This is a genomic window from Acidovorax sp. SRI_002 (genome assembly GCF_057586455.1).
Genome location: NZ_JBYCZW010000004.1, coordinates 398465 through 414055 on the forward strand (window position 1 = coordinate 398465; position 15591 = coordinate 414055).

The 15591-nt window shown below is 65.3% G+C and carries 13 protein-coding genes; 3 read left to right on the plus strand and 10 right to left on the minus strand.

Annotated elements, in window-relative coordinates:
* Positions 1 to 74: 74 nt before the first annotated feature.
* The 3 genes from arsA to AC2YJX_RS13100 form a co-directional block, all read right to left on the minus strand.
* Complete coding sequence (gene arsA, locus AC2YJX_RS13090) at positions 75 to 1892, minus strand: arsenical pump-driving ATPase (protein WP_228896655.1); 1818 nt, start codon at positions 1890 to 1892, stop codon at positions 75 to 77.
* 52 nt (positions 1893 to 1944) lie between these two features.
* Complete coding sequence (locus tag AC2YJX_RS13095) at positions 1945 to 2787, minus strand: ZIP family metal transporter (protein WP_228896653.1); 843 nt, start codon at positions 2785 to 2787, stop codon at positions 1945 to 1947.
* A gap of 286 nt (positions 2788 to 3073) precedes the next feature.
* Positions 3074 to 3970: a dienelactone hydrolase family protein gene (locus AC2YJX_RS13100; protein ID WP_228896651.1), complete on the minus strand. Its 897-nt coding sequence runs from the start codon at positions 3968 to 3970 to the stop codon at positions 3074 to 3076.
* 150 nt (positions 3971 to 4120) lie between these two features.
* Here AC2YJX_RS13100 and AC2YJX_RS13105 point away from each other — a divergent pair, with 150 nt between their 5' ends.
* Together AC2YJX_RS13105 and AC2YJX_RS13110 are read left to right on the plus strand one after the other, a co-directional pair.
* Positions 4121 to 6514 carry a sensor domain-containing diguanylate cyclase gene (locus AC2YJX_RS13105; protein WP_487256270.1) on the plus strand — a complete coding sequence of 798 codons (2394 nt, stop codon included), beginning with the start codon at positions 4121 to 4123 and terminating at the stop codon, positions 6512 to 6514.
* 105 nt (positions 6515 to 6619) lie between these two features.
* Complete coding sequence (locus AC2YJX_RS13110; RefSeq protein ID WP_487256271.1) at positions 6620 to 7510, plus strand: NAD-dependent epimerase/dehydratase family protein; 891 nt, start codon at positions 6620 to 6622, stop codon at positions 7508 to 7510.
* A 25-nt stretch (positions 7511 to 7535) separates the two neighbouring features.
* On the opposite strand, the gene AC2YJX_RS13115 is transcribed toward AC2YJX_RS13110, so the two are convergent.
* The 3 genes from AC2YJX_RS13115 to AC2YJX_RS13125 form a co-directional block, all read right to left on the minus strand.
* Positions 7536 to 8498 (minus strand): amino acid ABC transporter substrate-binding protein, encoded by a 963-nt coding sequence (locus AC2YJX_RS13115; protein WP_487256272.1) that lies wholly within the window; start codon positions 8496 to 8498, stop codon positions 7536 to 7538.
* A 101-nt stretch (positions 8499 to 8599) separates the two neighbouring features.
* Positions 8600 to 9376, minus strand: a complete 777-nt coding sequence (locus AC2YJX_RS13120; protein WP_487256273.1) for an aspartate/glutamate racemase family protein — start codon at positions 9374 to 9376, stop codon at positions 8600 to 8602.
* Between the two features lie 12 nt (positions 9377 to 9388).
* On the minus strand, positions 9389 to 10279 hold the full coding sequence (locus AC2YJX_RS13125) for an amino acid ABC transporter substrate-binding protein (RefSeq protein ID WP_121505700.1): 891 nt from the start codon (positions 10277 to 10279) through the stop codon (positions 9389 to 9391).
* Between the two features lie 317 nt (positions 10280 to 10596).
* On the opposite strand from AC2YJX_RS13125, the gene AC2YJX_RS13130 reads away from it, so the two are divergent.
* Positions 10597 to 11814, plus strand: a complete 1218-nt coding sequence (locus AC2YJX_RS13130; protein ID WP_487256274.1) for a D-amino acid dehydrogenase — start codon at positions 10597 to 10599, stop codon at positions 11812 to 11814.
* A 49-nt stretch (positions 11815 to 11863) separates the two neighbouring features.
* Here the strand turns inward: AC2YJX_RS13130 and AC2YJX_RS13135 are convergent, their stop codons facing one another.
* From AC2YJX_RS13135 to AC2YJX_RS13150, 4 genes are all read right to left on the minus strand, one after another.
* On the minus strand, positions 11864 to 12790 hold the full coding sequence (locus tag AC2YJX_RS13135; protein WP_057226658.1) for a LysR family transcriptional regulator: 927 nt from the start codon (positions 12788 to 12790) through the stop codon (positions 11864 to 11866).
* Positions 12791 to 12876: 86 nt separating this feature from the next.
* On the minus strand, positions 12877 to 13509 hold the full coding sequence (locus AC2YJX_RS13140; protein ID WP_055403111.1) for a glutathione S-transferase family protein: 633 nt from the start codon (positions 13507 to 13509) through the stop codon (positions 12877 to 12879).
* Positions 13510 to 13530: 21 nt separating this feature from the next.
* Positions 13531 to 14433, minus strand: coding sequence for a glutathione-dependent disulfide-bond oxidoreductase (gene yghU, locus AC2YJX_RS13145; protein WP_487256275.1), 903 nt, complete (start codon positions 14431 to 14433; stop codon positions 13531 to 13533).
* Positions 14434 to 14680: 247 nt separating this feature from the next.
* Positions 14681 to 15421, minus strand: coding sequence for a hypothetical protein (locus AC2YJX_RS13150; RefSeq protein ID WP_487256276.1), 741 nt, complete (start codon positions 15419 to 15421; stop codon positions 14681 to 14683).
* Between the last annotated feature and the right edge of the window lie 170 nt (positions 15422 to 15591).

A 15591-nucleotide genomic window follows, 5' to 3' on the forward strand; every position in this document is an offset into this window, starting at 1 on the left:
CTTGCGCTTTACTGATAAGCGCTGGCGGCTATTTTTCTTTGGCACTTGCCCCCCATTCCCTATTCCTGTTTGCCTCAACGGATCGTGGCTGGGGGCGCCGACGCCAGTTGGCCCAGTGCAGCCACCCCCACCGGCGGCGTAGCCAGCCAGGGCAGCACATAAGTGCGCTGCGCCAGGCCATTGGCAATGCGTGCGGCCTGCTGCTGTTCGCCCACCAGGCGGGCCTGCAGCAGCGGGTCGCTGGTGCCCGTGGCCGCCACGCTTTTGTTGATGACCCAGGCCCAGGGCTCGATGTGGGCGCGGCGCAGGTCGTCCTGCAGCGCTGCCGCCTGGCTCACGGGGGTGACTTCGGGTAGCGTGACGATGACCACATGGGTCATGTCAGCGTCCTGCAGGCGCATGAGCGGGGTGATGATGTGTTTGGAGTTTGCGCTGCCTTCGTACTGCTGCGTCATCTGCCGGTGGTAGGCGCCGGTGGCGTCCATCAGCAGCAGGCTGTGGCCGGTGGGCGCCGTGTCCAGCACCACAAAGGCGCTGCGCGCTTCGTTGACCACGCGGCTGAAGGCATGGAACACGGCCACCTCTTCGGTGCATGGCGATTGCAGGTCTTCCAGCAGCAGGGCGCGGCCCGCGTCGTCCAGGGCCTTGCCGCGCGTGGCCATGATCTTGTCGATGTAGGCCTGTGTCTCTGCGTGCGGGTCGATGCGGCCCACTTTCAGGCCGGGCAGGCTGCCGTCGAGCTGGGCTTGCACATGGGCTGCCGGGTCGGTGGTGGTGAGGTGGACGCTGTGCCCGCGCTGCACCAGGCCCACGGCCAGCGCGGCGGCGATGGTGGTCTTGCCCACGCCGCCCTTGCCCATCACCATGATGAGGCCGTGGCCCTTGGCGGCCAGTGCATCTGCCAGGGACGAGAGGGGTTCGGCCTGCAACAGCACACCCGCCGTGGAGGCAGGCGCGCCCAATGGCACATCGCCGCCCCCCAGCAATGCCCGCAGCGCGGGCAGGCCCACGGTGTCAAAGGCGCGCAGCGGCACCTCGTCGCGTGGCAACTGGGCCAGCGCATCGGGCATCTGGTCCATGGCTTCGCGGCCTAGGGACTCAATGGCGTCGGCCACCGCGTCCTGCCCCGGTCGGCTGGCATGGAACACGCCGTTGATGGCCAGGCGCTGGTTGGCCAGGCCGAGGGCGCGCAGCTCCAGCGCGGTGCGCGCGGCCTCCTGCATGGGACGGGGGTCGGGGCGGGTGACCAGCACCACGGTGGTCAGGGCCGGGTCGCTCAGCGCGGCCAGGGCGGCGTTGAAGCGCGCCTCCTGCATCTTCAGGCCCGAGTGCGGCCCGAGGCACGATGCGCCCCGGTCATTGCCCGCCAGGAATCCGGTCCACGCCTTGGGCAGGCTCAGCAGGCGCAGCGTGTGGCCGGTGGGCGCGGTGTCGAACACCACATGGTCGAACACATGGCCGGTATCGCTGCCCTCGCTGGCCAGCAGCGCCGCAAATTCATCGAACGCCGCGATCTCGGTGGTGCAGGCGCCCGAGAGTTGTTCGCGCACCGTCGCGCGTTCGTCGCTGGTGGCTGTGGCCTCCAGCTGTGCCAGCACACGCTGGCGGTAGGCCTCAGCGGCGGTGTCGGGGTCGATGTTGAGCATGTGCAGCCCCGGCACCCCGGGCACGGCCACCGGCTGGTTGGACAGCGGCACGCCCAGCATTTCATCGAGATTGGAGGCTGCATCGGTGCTGACCAGCAGCACCTGCCGACCAGCATCCGCCAGGGCAATGGCCGCAGCCGTGGACAGCGAGGTCTTGCCCACGCCGCCCTTGCCCGTAAAAAACAGAAAACGCGTGGGCTGGGCGAGCAGGCCCAGGGTGGCGGGGGCGGCGTGGGGGGAAGTCATTCCACCAGAATGGCACAACCACCTGGCGCGGCCTTGAGCCAGGTCAAGGGCGTCAATGCGCGTGCGCCGCCCCGCTCACCAGCGTCACGATCACCATGCCCGCAATCAGCCAGGCGATCTGCGCAATGGTTTCGCGCGCCGTGAGGCGCTTTTGCAGCTGGGGAATCAGGTCGGCCAGCGCCACATACACAAAACTGCTCGACGCCACGGCCAGGAAGTAGGGCAAGAAGTCTTGCAGCTGCCCCACCAGGAAGTAGCCCACCACGCCGCCCAGCGCCGTCACGGCGCCCGCCAGCGACACCTTGACCAGCGCCATGCGGCGGTTGGGGCTGGTCTGGCGCAGCACCACCAGGTCGCCCATGTGGTGCGGCACCTCGTGCGCCAACACTGAAACGGCGGCGATCACGCCCAGGCGGATGTCGGCCATGAAGGCCGAGGCGATCAGGATACCGTCGCCAAAACAATGCACGCTGTCGCCCGTGAGCACCGCCCATCCGCCAGAGCGCGGCCCGTGGTGATGGTGATGGTGGTGCGCATGGCCGTGGTCATGGGCGTGATCGTGGTCTGCATGGACGTGGCCGTGGGTGGAGGGCTGTGCGTGGCTGTGCTCATGCCCGTGGTGCCACAGCTCGGCCTTGTCCAGCAAGAAGAAAAACACCACACCCACCAGCAAGGTGGCAAACAGGTCGTGGGCGCCCGCCTGGCTCTCGAACGCCTCGGGCAGCAGATGCATGAAGGCCGTGGCCAGCAGGGCGCCCGCCGCCAGGCTCAGCAGGTGCTGGGGGCCCACGCTGTCGGTGCGCCCGCCCAGGCCCAGCCGCATCAGCAGTGCGGCCAGCCACACGCTGCCAATGCCCGCAGCCAGCGTGGCCAAGATGATTGCTACTAAAGTCATAGCTTCTTACGCTTTATAGATAAGCCACAGAGCTTATTTTCGTTCAAATCCCACGCCCCGGACGCGAGATTAAAAAAGCCGCCCCGGTGAGGGGGCGGCTGCGGGCGGATTGCAGGGTACCGGCTCAGAGGCCGAGAGTTTTTTGCCCGAGCCCGAAAGGTGCGTCAAAACGCAGCTGATCGAGGCGCAAAGCGCAGCCATAGCTCGGGCTATGGCGAGCATTTGCAACGACGAGCAGCGGTGTTTTGGCGCGCAAGGCGGGCATAGGCAAAAGACTCTCAGCCTCTCAGACCACGCCATGCGTCTTGAACCAGGCCAGCGCCCGCTTCCAGCCGTCTTCGGCGGCTTCCTTGCGGTAGCTCGCGCGGTAGTCGGCATGGAAGGCGTGGGGCGCGTCGGGGTACACCACAAATTCCGATGCCTTGGCCTGCGGCGAGCCACTGGCCAGGGCAGCTTTCATCTTATCAACCGTGTCAAGGGGTATCCCGGTATCTTTTTCGCCATACAGCCCCAGCACCGGGGCCTTGAGGATGGGGGCGATTTCCACAGGGTGCTTGGGCGTCAGCTCGCTGGCCTGGCCCACCAGCCTGCCGTACCAGGCCACGCCCGCTTTCACGGGGCCATGGGCTGCGTACAGCCAGGTGATGCGGCCGCCCCAGCAAAAGCCGGTGATGCCCATGCGCGCGGCGTCGCCGCCGTTGGCAGTGGCCCATTGCACCGCACCATCGAGGTCGGCCATCACCTGGGCGTCAGGCACCTTGGAGACCACTTCGGCCATGAGCTTGGCAATGTCGGTGTACTGCGACGGGTCGCCCTGGCGCGCATACAGCTGGGGCGCAATGGCCAGGTAGCCTGCCTTGGCAAAGCGGCGGCAGGTGTCGGCGATGTACTCGTGCACGCCAAAGATTTCCTGGATCACCAGCACCACGGGCAGACCGGTCTTGCCGGCAGGTGCTGCGCGGTAGGCGGGCACCTTGAAGCCGTTGACCGTAAAACTCACCTCCCCGGCCGTCAGGCCGTCGCTGGGCGTGGCGATGGCCGTCTGCGCCATGATGGGTGCGGCTGCTGCGGCATAGCCCAGGCCCAGTGCGGTCTGTAGCGCTGTGCGGCGGGTGGCGCCCGCCTCGGTGGTGCGGCCTGGCAACAGCGCGCGTGCGTCGGAGTGGAGGTCTTCAGTGAGCATCGGTTTCTCCAGGGTGAAAGAAGAGGGGGCCAACAAGGGCGGTAACGGGCGGAAGCCGCAGTCTAGGCGGTTTGGAGCCTTGCCGCATTTGCCGGTACCGCAAACAGGGGCGCACTGCTAGACTTTCTGCGAACCTGGGACCTACCAACCATGCCCCCTGCTCCACCGCCAGCGCGCGAAGAACCTCCGGCTCTGCTGACGGCGGTCGTGTGTGGGGTCTGCGGCATCGGTGGGCTGGGGCTGCTGGCCTGGGCGCTGGCCAGCCATGTGCTGGAGGCGCCAGTGCGCGCGGCGCTGGTGGCTGCCGGGCTGGCGCTGTGGGCCATGGCCGGCCTGCACTGGCAGCTTGCACGGCGTGCGCAGCGCTGCCAGGTGGCGGCAGAGGCTGCGCAGCAGGCAGCCCAGCAGGCCAGCGCACAGCTGTCGGCCACGCTCGACATCCTGCCCGACGGCCTGGCCATCTACGACGCGGACGACCGCCTGGTGCTGTGCAACACACGCTACCGCGAGGTGGCCCCGGGCATCACGATGGCGGTGGACTATGGGACACGGTTTGAAGACGTACTGCGCCGGGCCGCCGCTTCGGGCGAGATCCGGGACGCGCGACCAGACCTGGAAACCTGGCTGGCGGGCCGCATGGAACGCCACCGATCACCGTGCGGCCCCGAAGTGCAGGAGGTTCGGGGCGACCGCTGGATGCAGCTGACCGAGCGCACGCTCGACGGTGGCGGCGTGGTGGTGCTGCGCACCGACATCACCGACACCGTGCACAAGGAACGCGCGCTGAAACAGGCGCTGGCCGACGCCGAACGCGCAGAGCGCCGCCTGCACGAGGCGGTGGACGCCATGCCCGCCGGCCTCGATATCTATGACGAGAACGACCGGCTGGTGCTGTGCAACAACTTCATGGCCAACCTGCGCCCGCACCTGCCCGTGCAGACATCGCTGGGCAAGACCTATGAAGAACTGCTGCGTGAAGGCCTCCAGCACGGCATTCCCGAAGAAGCGCGCGGCCAGGAAGAGCTGTGGCTGGCCCACGAACTGGCCCTGCGCGGCCACCGCCCTGGCCCCGAGGTGCGCCACTACCCCAATGGTGCATGGATGCACATGCACGAAAGCCGCACCCCCTCGGGCATGACCGTGGTGGTGCGGCTGGACATCAGCGACCTGATCGAGCAGCGCCAAAAGGCAGAGGAAGCCCGCCAGGAAAGCCAGCGCATGCGCCAGTTGCTGGAGCGCGCGGTGGAGGCCCTGCCCGTCAGCATCGAGATCTTTGACGAGCAGGACCGGCTGGTGCTATTTAACCAGCAGCTTTCGCGCATGTACCCCCACATGAACTACGCAGAGCATCTGGGCAAAAGCTTTGCCGACATCCTGCGGTATTCGGTGCAGCGGGGGCTGGTCCCCTCTGCCAACGGCCGCGAGGAAACCTGGATTGCCGAGCGCCTGTCAGAGCACGGCAGCCGCACGTCCAACCTGGTGCAGCGGCTGGCCGATGGGCGCTGGATCAACATTTATGAAACCCGCACCCCTGAAAACTATGTGGTGGCGGTGCGCCTGGACATCACCGACCTTATCGAGCAGCGCCAGGCACTCGAAGCGGCGCAGGACGAAGCCCAGCAGGCGCGGCAACTGCTGCAGGACGCCATCGAATCGCTGCCCGAGGGGTTTGCGCTGTTCGATGCCGACGACAGGCTGGTGGTGTGCAACGCGCAGTACCGACGGCTGTACCCCATCTCGGCACCCATGATCGTGCCCGGTAGCACCTTTGAGCAGATTGCCCGCTACGGCGTTGAGCGCGGGCAGTACCTGGACGCAGTGGGCAACGAAGAGGCCTGGCTGGCCCAACGTGTGGCCGACCACCAGGCCGCCATCCAGTCCGTTTTGCAGCACCTGACCGACGGCCGGTGGGTACAGGCCGACGAACGCCGCACCCCCCAGGGCGGCATTGCCGGTGTGCGCACCGACGTGACCCAGTTGGTGCGCAAGGAGCAGGAGCTGGCCGCCGCCAACGCCAAGCTGGCGCTGCTGTCCACCACCGACGGTGTCACCGGCATCGGCAACCGGCGCCGTTTTGACGACCGGCTGGCCACGGAATGGATGCGCTGCGGCAGGCACGGCCTGCCGCTGACCGTCATCCTGATCGACATCGACCACTTCAAGCTCTACAACGACCACTACGGCCACCTGGCTGGCGACGAATGCCTGCGCCGCGTGGCCCAACTGCTGCAAGCCACCATCCGACGCGCGGATGAGGTGGCCGCACGCTATGGCGGCGAAGAGTTTGTGCTGCTGCTGCCCGACGTGCCGCTGCCCGAGGCCGTGACCGTGGCACAGCGCTGCATGGACAACCTGCGGGATGCCGCCCTGGCCCACCCCCGCTCCCCCACGGCGCCCATCATCACGTTCAGCATGGGCATTGCGAGTGTGGTCCCACGCCCGGAGGCCGGGTCTGACACACTGGTGCAGGCGGCCGATGCAGCCCTGTACCGCGCCAAGTATGGGGGCCGCAACCGCTTTGAGGTGTTTGACCCGGGCGCATGAACAGGCCCGGCGCCGCTGACAGCAGCGGAGCCCTCAGCGTTTTCGTGCACCGCTCCAAGAACCCGCACCCGCCGACGACCTTCTTTCCTTTCAAAGGCACTGTTGATGCACATCCTGCTGACCGGCTCCACCGGATTCATTGGCCACACCGTGGCAGCGGCACTGACCCGCGCAGGGCACACGGTGCACGGCGGGGTTTCACCCCGCCAGCGCACCGCGCAGCCGCTGCAGATCCCCATGGACTTTGCCCGCGACACCACGCCCGATGCGTGGCTGCCACGCCTGGCGGGGATCGACGCCGTCGTCAACGCTGTGGGCGTGCTACGCGACAGCAGCGCACGCCCTATCGACGCCGTCCACCAGCACACCCCCGTGGCCTTGTTCAACGCCTGTGCTCAGGCGGGTGTGAGGCGGGTGGTGCACATCTCGGCGCTGGGCATTGAAGGCAGCACCACGCGCTACGCCAGCACCAAGCGCGCGGCCGACGTGCATTTACAGGCCCTGGCCGCGCGGGGCGCCCTGAACCCCGCCATCCTGCGGCCCAGCGTGGTGTTTGGCAAAGGCGGCGACAGCAGCGCCCTGTTCATGAATCTGGCCCGCCTGCCCGTGGCGCTGTTCCCCGGCCCGATGCTCACGGCGCGCGTGCAGCCCGTGTCGGTGCACGACCTGGCCGCTGCCATCGTTGCCCTGCTGGGACCAGCCATGGCCACCCAGGGCCTCATTGAATGCCCGGGGCCCGAAGCGCTGACCATGGGAGATTTCGTCGCCAGCCTCCGGCAACAACAGGGCCACGGCCCCGCCCGCGTGCTGCGCCTGCCCGACGCGCTGACGCAGCTCAGCGCCCGCATGGGCGATGCGGTGCCCAGCGTGCCTTGGTGCACCGAAACCCTGAGCATGCTGGGCAGCGACAACGTGGGCAATCCGGCCGTGTTCGAGCAGTTGCTGGGGCGCAAAGGCGTGCATTACAGCCAGCTGGTGGCTACGGCCTGGCGTTGAAGGCCCACCCCGCGCGCCACCGTGCCTACTGCGGCACGTAGTCCGACGGGTACTTGAGCGAATCCACCAGCAGGTGCGGCATGCGCATGCCCAGGTTGATGCCTTGGGGCGGAATCGGCTGAGTGAACCACTTGTCATACAGACGGTGCAGCTCGCGGGTCTGGATCAAACGGCGCAGCTCGGCATCCACCACGGCCTTGAGTTCGGGGTTGTTGCGCTCAAACGCCACCGCATAAGGCTCGATGGTCATGGGCTTGCCGATGACCTTCAGGTCCTGTGGCTTGGTGTGGCTGGCGCGCAGGCCGTAGAGCAGCACGTCGTCCATCGCAAAGCCTTCGACCTTGCCGCTGACCACCCAGCCGAAGCCCTCGGCGTGGTCCTTGGCGGGCTCGATGCGCACGCGCACCGACTTGGTGGCAGCCTCGCGCGCCAGCGAATCAATGTTGGTGGTGCCCGCTGTGGATGCGAGTGTCTTGCCATCCAGGTCTTCGATGCGGGAATACGGCTTGTCACTTTGCACCACGATGCGCGACGAGGCAATGAAATGCGCAATGGTGAACGCCACGCGCTCACGACGCGCTGCCGTATTGGTGGTGGAGCCACATTCCAGGTCCACCTCGCCTTTTTCAATGGCATCGAAGCGGCTGCTGGAAGTGACCAGGCGGTAGGCCACCTTGGTCTCGCGCAGCTTGAGATGGCGCCCCAGCGCCTGCGCAACCTGAAGGCAAACATCCACGCTGTAACCCATGGGTGTTCCGTGGGCCACATAGGACATCGGCATGGACGATTCGCGGTGGCCGATGACCACCACGCCGCTGGACTGGATGCGTTGTAGCGTCTTCCCCTGGGATGGTGACGACGGCGCCGCCTGCGATGGTGCCGCCGCCTGTGCCAGCACCTTGCCGCCATCCGCCGTGCCGAACGCAAGCGCAAGCACGGCCGCGCTCATGCTCCCGCCCAGCCTTTTTCCGACCGTCGCAACTGTCATGGTGTTCACCTTCAATCAAGAAGTCGCCACCCCAGGCAGACTGAGGACATGGCAAGAAAAAGGATTCGGCCGCTCACCAAGCCGACGGCAGTGCGCTGGGCTCAGCCCGCAGGATGGATGTGCCAGTAGGCATGCCGGGCCAGGGCCGAGGCCAGCACCACCGAGGGATTCACCAGCGAGAGCCCTTCGAGCCGGGGGTGCTCCGCCAGCGCCAGGGGAATCTCGGTGCAGCCCATGATCAGCGTGGACACGCCGTAGCGCTCCTGCAGCGCAATCGACACGGCCTCAAAGCGCTGTCGCGCCAGCGGATAGTTGCCCGCCTTCACGCCGTCGTAGATTCCCTGCATCAACTGCTCGCGCTCATAGTCGTCGGGTACAAAGCAGGCGATGCGCGCACGCTCCAGCTCACGCTGGTACAGGCCCGCGTCGTAGGCGCCGCGTGTGGCCAGTAGCCCCACGCCCTGCACCTTGCGCGCCGACAGCTCGGCCACCACCTCCTGCACGCCGTGCAAGACCACCATCTGTGGAAACCGCTGCTGCAGGATGCCGTGCCAGGCATGGGCCGTGTTGCAGGCAATCGCCACCACTCGCGCGCCCAGCGCAGCCAGCCGCCCGGTGGCCTGCAGCATGGGGTCTGCGGGCTGGTGCGCGCCGGGGCGCGTGTCGTTCAGCGCGGCCGTGCGGTCCGGTATGGGCACCTGCGCCAGCCAGTGCTCGGGGTAGGCCTGGTCGTGCACCGGAATGCCCAGCACCTCCATGCGGTCGGTGCAGGCCTGCACGAACAGGCGCACAAAGTCAGCCCCGGCGGCCGGGCCCATCCCGCCCAGAATCCCCACCACCTGCGGGGCGTGGGGGTGGCTTGCAGACACTAAAGACATGCGCGCTCCGGCTTACTGTGCGGGCTTGTCGCTTTGGGCCACCAGGTTCTCGCGCAGCTCCTTGCTCATGGCCAGGTTCAGGTTCTGGTTGCGCGGTGGCACGGGCGACATGAACCACTTGGTGTAGAGCTTTTCGAATTCGCCCGACTTCATCATCCCGCCGATCACGCCGTTGACCAGCGCCTGGAACTGCGGGTCATCCTTGCGCAGCATGCAGGCATAGGGCTCCACCTGCAGCGAATCACCCACCACCGTCCAATCGGCCGGGTTGCGCTGGTTGCCCATCAGGCCGAACAGCAGGATGTCATCCATCGCAAACGCTTCCGCCCGTCCCGTTTCCACCAGCAACACGGAGTCGTCATGGTCCTTGCCCAGCACGATGTCCATGTCGAGGTTGTTGTCGCGGTTGTACTTGCGAATCACCTGTGCATTGGTGGTGCCCGAGGTGCTGGCCACCTTCTTCTTGGCCAGGTCTGCGTAGTTCTTGACGCCCGATGTCTTCTTGGTCAGCAGGCGCGTGCCGGTGTAGAAGTAGTTGATGGCAAATTGCACATCCTTGCCCCGCGCCGTGTTGTTGGTGGTCGATCCGCACTCCAGGTCGATGGTACCGTTGGTCAGCAGCGGAATACGGTTCTGCGATGTCACCGCCTGCAGTTCCACCTTGAGGGCGGGGTTGTTCACACGCTTCTTCACGGCATCAACCACCGCGTTCGAGATGTCCACCGCAAAGCCCACCGGGGCACCGGGGCCCGAGAGGTAGCTGAAGGGCACCGATGACTCGCGGTAGGCCAGCGTGATCTTGCCCGACTCGGCAACCTTCTTGAGGGTGTCGGCACTGGCCATGGCGCTGGCCAGCAGGCCGGTGAGCACGATGGCGGCGGAGGTGACGGCGGAGAGCTTCATGGGAATCCCTTTGCGAAAAATCAGGTGGACGGTTGAAAAAGCGAAACGCAGGGGCACTGTAAAAATTCGCGCCACACTTGAACAATTCATTTGCACGGGTACGTCATGACCAAAAGTTATGCCGCCGATCTGGTGCACACCGCTGCACCATCCAAGTGCCATTTTTCCCATTCCGCGCGGCTGTTCCGTGCTGTGTGCCTTCCATCGGTGCACACGCATAACTTCCCGGCATGGCTGCGCATGGCATTGGCATTGTTCAAAGGCCCGCCCCCACCCTACATTGACTTTCAGTCAACCAACAACGTAGAACACACAAGATGCAGGTATGTGTCCTCGGCGCGGGCATCGTGGGCCTGGCCACCGCCTATGAGCTCCACCAGCGCGGCATGCAGGTGACCGTGATCGACCAGGCCCAGCCCGGTGCTGGCGCCAGCGGCGGCAATGGCGCGCAATTGAGCTACAGCTATGTGCAGCCCCTGGCCAATGCCGGCCTGTGGCACCAGTTGCCCGAACTGCTGCTGTCGCCCCGCTCGCCGCTCAAGATGCGCCCGCAGTGGGACGTGCACCAGTGGCGCTGGGGCCTGGAGTTTTTGCGGGCCTGCAACCGGCGCACGTCCGAGCGCAGTACCCAACACCTGCTGGCCCTGGCCGCACTCAGCCGCCAAGGTTTTGAAGCCATGCTGCAGGCCGAGCAGCTGGACTGCAATTTCTCCAACACTGGCAAGCTCGTGCTGTACAGCACCCCTGCGGGCCTAGCCGCAGCGCAGCAGCAGATGGAACTGCAGCGCGCCTGGGGTAGCGAGCAGGAAGCCGTCTCGCCCCAGCGCTGTGTGGAGATCGAGCCCGCGCTGCAGCACTACCACCGCAGCATTGCAGGCGCCATCTACACCCCCAGCGAATGCGCGGCCGATTGCCTGGCGGTGTGCCAGGGACTGCAGCGGCTGCTGGCGGCACGCGGGGTGCGCTTTGTGCTGGGCACGCGCGTGGAGGGCTTTGTGCACCATGCGCGGCGCATTGCAGCCGTCCAGACCAGCGCGGGCGCCATCGAGGCGCAGCAATTTGTGCTGGCCCTGGGGAGCGCCAGCCACCAGGCGGCAAAGACCCTGGGCTTTCGCCTGCCCATCTATCCGCTCAAGGGCTACAGCATCACGCTCGACACCACGGAAGCTCCCGGCGCAGCACCCCGCGTCAACGTGACCGATGCTGCGCGCAAGGTGGTCTTTGCACGCATCGGCCGGCGGCTGCGCGTGGCCGGCATGGCCGAGCTGGTGGGGCACAACGACCACATCCCCCCAGCGCGCATCCAGAGCCTGTGCGAGTCCACCAGCGCGCTGTTTCCGGGCTGCAGCGACTTCCGTGAACTGCGCCCCTGGACCGGCATGCGCCCGGCCACGCCCACGGGCGTGCCGCTGGTGGGACGGCACCCCCACGCACCGGAGAACCTGCTGCTGAACACGGGCCACGGTGCGCTGGGTTTCACGCTGGCCTTTGGCACGGCGGCGCAGGTGGCCGCATTGGTAGCGCCCGCGGCCTGACACCGCGCGGGCGAAGGTGCGGGAGCGCAACAGCGTCCTGCACAAGGCGCTATTCGGCCTCCCGCAGACCGACGGACTCCAGCGTCTCGGCCACCGCCTGGCGCATGCACTGCGTCATGGCGCTGGCCAGCAGCGAGCTGGGCCGGTTCACGGTGCGCAATGACTTGATGGGCACGGCAATGTGTGGAGCCAGCGCCAGCACCTCCACCTTGCTGCGGTCGGCCGACGCGGCCGTGCAGGTGTCGACCACCGCCACCGCATGGCCGTGGTGCGCCAGGGCCAGCGCGGCGTGGTAGGTCTGCACCGTGATCGCTGTCTGCAAGCCCACCCCGGCCTCCCGGCAGGCATGGTTGACCACCGTGCCGATGGGGTCACGCACATCGAGCCGCACCACCGGCGTATCCGCCAAGTCGGCCAGGTGCACCACGCCCGCAGCCACCAGTGCGGCATTGAGCATGCCCTTGGGCGCCACACACACCATGCGCCCATCGGCCAAGTGCTCTTGCGTGAGCGCGGGGTGAGCGATGGCGCTGAACACAAAGCCCACATCCGCCTCCTGCAACACCAGGGCCGACACGATCTGCGGCGAATGCAGCGCATCGATGGTGACCTTCACGTCCGGGTGCTTCTGCCGAAAGAACCGCAGCGCACGCGGCAGCACTTCGTAGCTCAGCGCCAGCACGCTCAGGATGTGCAACTCGCCCTCGCGCTGGTCGCCCTTGAGGCTGTTGGCCAGGCGCTGCACATCGTCGAGCTGGGTGAACAGGCGCTCGATGTGGGGGTACAGGGTCTGTGCCTCGGTGGTGGGCACCAGCTTGCCTTTGAGCCGATGAAACAGCGGAAAACCGAGCTGCAGTTCCGCATGGGCCAGGATGCGGCTGACCGCCGGCTGGGTGACGTTGATGAGGCGGGCCGCCGCGCTCACGCTGCCGGTGAGCATGACGGCGTTGAAAACTTCTATGTGGCGAAGGCGCATGGGCTAACAATGCAAGGAACAGGCCCGATGCGCAATCCTTGCATCCACCCATTGCGACTAAAACGGGGACTGGAGCAGCGCGATAGTTAGAGCGACATCGACAGCCGCTGCGCCATGGCCGCACGCCAACGCAGCAAGTGCGGGTGCTGCTCGCCCGGCTTGTGCTTGACCACACGCGCAAAGTCCACCGCCACCACCGCCGTGATGTCGGCCACGCTGAAGCGGTCGGTGGCAATGAAGTCGCGGTCCGCCAGGCGCTCGTTGAGCAGCTGAAAGAACTGCCCCACGCGCACCAGCCCCCGCTCGGCCAGGGCCGGAATTTGCGGGTAGTCCACCGCGCCGGGCAATGCCCGGTTGGCCATGGCGGGCGCGCTGTTGCGCAGCGCCTCGGCAATGGCCAACAGGCCCTCGAACTCCATGCGCCAGTTCCAGCTCGCAATCTCGGCCTTTTCTGCATGCGTCTCGCCCAGCAACGCAGGCTGTGGGTAGCGCGCCTCGACATACGCGGTGATGGCCGCGTTGTCGGTCAGCAGCAAACCCTCTTCGGTGCGCAGCGCGGGCACCGTGCACTGCGGGTTGATCTGGCGGTAGGCATCGCCCAGTTGCTCGCCATTGCGCAGGTCCACCTGCACGGTGTCGTGGGCCACACCCTTTTCTGCCAGCAGGATGCGCGCGCGGCGCGGGCTGGGCGCGGTGGTGCAGTCGTACAAAGTGATCATGGTGACGCCTTGCAAAAACACTCAGCGTGCGGGTGAAGAAGCTGCTGCCGCAGCCTCGATCTTGTCCTGCGTCTTTGTGTCAAAGTCGCTGGCGTCATGCCGCTCGCGCAACTGGCTGGCCAGGTCGCCCTGCACGCGGTTCACCTTGCGCCCCCGCTGCACCGCCGGGCGCTTGGCCACCTGTTCGGCCCAGCGCACCACATGCTTGTACTCATGCACCTGCAAAAACTCGCCCGCGTTGTAGGCCTGCCCTTTCACTAGCAAGCCATACCAGGGCCAGATCGCAATATCGGCCACCGTGTACTCATTGCCCGCCACGTACTCCGTCACGGCCAGGCGCTGGTTCAGCACATCGAGCTGGCGTTTGGCCTCCATCGCATAGCGGTCGATCGCGTACTCGATCTTGACCGGCGCATAGGCATAAAAATGACCAAACCCGCCGCCCACGAAAGGTGCACTGCCCATCTGCCAGAACAGCCATGACAGGCACTCGGCGCGCGCAGCGCCGTCTTTGGGCAAGAAGGCGCTGCCAAACTTCTCGGCCAGGTACATCAAGATCGCCCCAGACTCAAACACCCGCACAGGGTTGGCGGGGTCGGTGCGGTCCAGCAGCGCGGGGATCTTGGAATTGGGGTTCACAGACACGAACCCGCTGCCAAACTGCTCGCCCTCGTTGATGCGAATCAGCCATGCGTCGTACTCAGCACCGCTGTGGCCCAGCGCCAGTAGCTCTTCCAGCATGACCGTGACTTTCACGCCATTGGGCGTGCCCAGCGAGTACAGCTGCAGTGGGTGCCGCCCCACGGGCAGCTCTTTGTCGTGCGTCACCCCGGCAATGGGCCGGTTGATGCTGGCGAACTGGCCGCCGTTTTCCTTGTTCCAATGCCAGATGGCGGGGGGGGTGTAGGGGGTGGAATTAGACATGGGAACTCCTGGAGAAGTAAAAACTGGTAGCGAGCGGGGCCAGCGATAACTGCATGAGTTCAGCGACGAAACTGAATTGCGGGCGGCGAAAAATGCCAGTTAGTGGCACGTCATCGCCCCAAGCCACTCGGTATCTTTGTATTGACTGCGACTCTTCAAGTCACCGTCTTGATTGCAGTGCATGCAGATACCCACCAAAGCTGCCGATGTCGAATGGCTCAAGGGCTGTTGAGGCAACCGAAATTTTCTAGCGCTTCATAACCTCCAAGATTCGCACTAGCTCATCGGTGGGCATCTTCCTCCGTTTCTTCTCTAGCAGCAGCTCGTCGATAGATTCTTCGTACTTCGCTCCAGATGAAATGACAAGTTTCAAAACCTCTGCCGACTCTGCGTTCCAATGAGCATATTGCTGTACTGCCAGGTTAAGCGGTGTACTCGCGGCTGGAGCTTGTCGCAAGTAGATCGCTGGCGCAGTGATGGGATCGTTGACGCGAACGCCAAAATCCAGGCCCATTTGAACCAATGCTGGATTACTCACCATGATGCCCTCAGCAACAAAAGCAGACTTATCGTAAGTTTTCATGAATGCAGCACCACGAAGAACCTCCCGCACGCGGGACATATCCTTTTGCTTCAAATACCTCAGACCAAAGATCAACGGACCAGCATCACGCCTGCATTTCAAAGGATCTGCGCCGACATCGAGTGCATCCTGCATGATGTCGACTCTTGCTCTTGAAATGGCAAGCTCCAAGAGGCACAACCCGTTGCTGTCAATCGGATGGTTCACCGTCCTGGGAATGATCGGCGTCCGACTTTCAAAGACATTGGCCAGATATTCATCTGTCTGCCGCTGTTTCGCCGTTTGGTGTTCAGCTAACGCTGGACTGACAGCAAGTGCCCCCAGAACGACAACTGACTCGCAGGCTGCAAGAAAGCCTGCGCACAGCACAACGCAAACAGGCATTGACCAACGTCTCATCTTCATCCCTCTCCTCCTCACAATACCCAAACCGTCACAGTCCACGATGCTAGTTGACTGAAAGCGCCAAGCAAAACGCTTTGCCAGAGCAGCTAGATCATGGGAGTAATTCCGGGGCAAGAAACAAGTAAAACGGACGAAGCAAAAATGCGACGCGGGTCCGCCGGATGGAATTT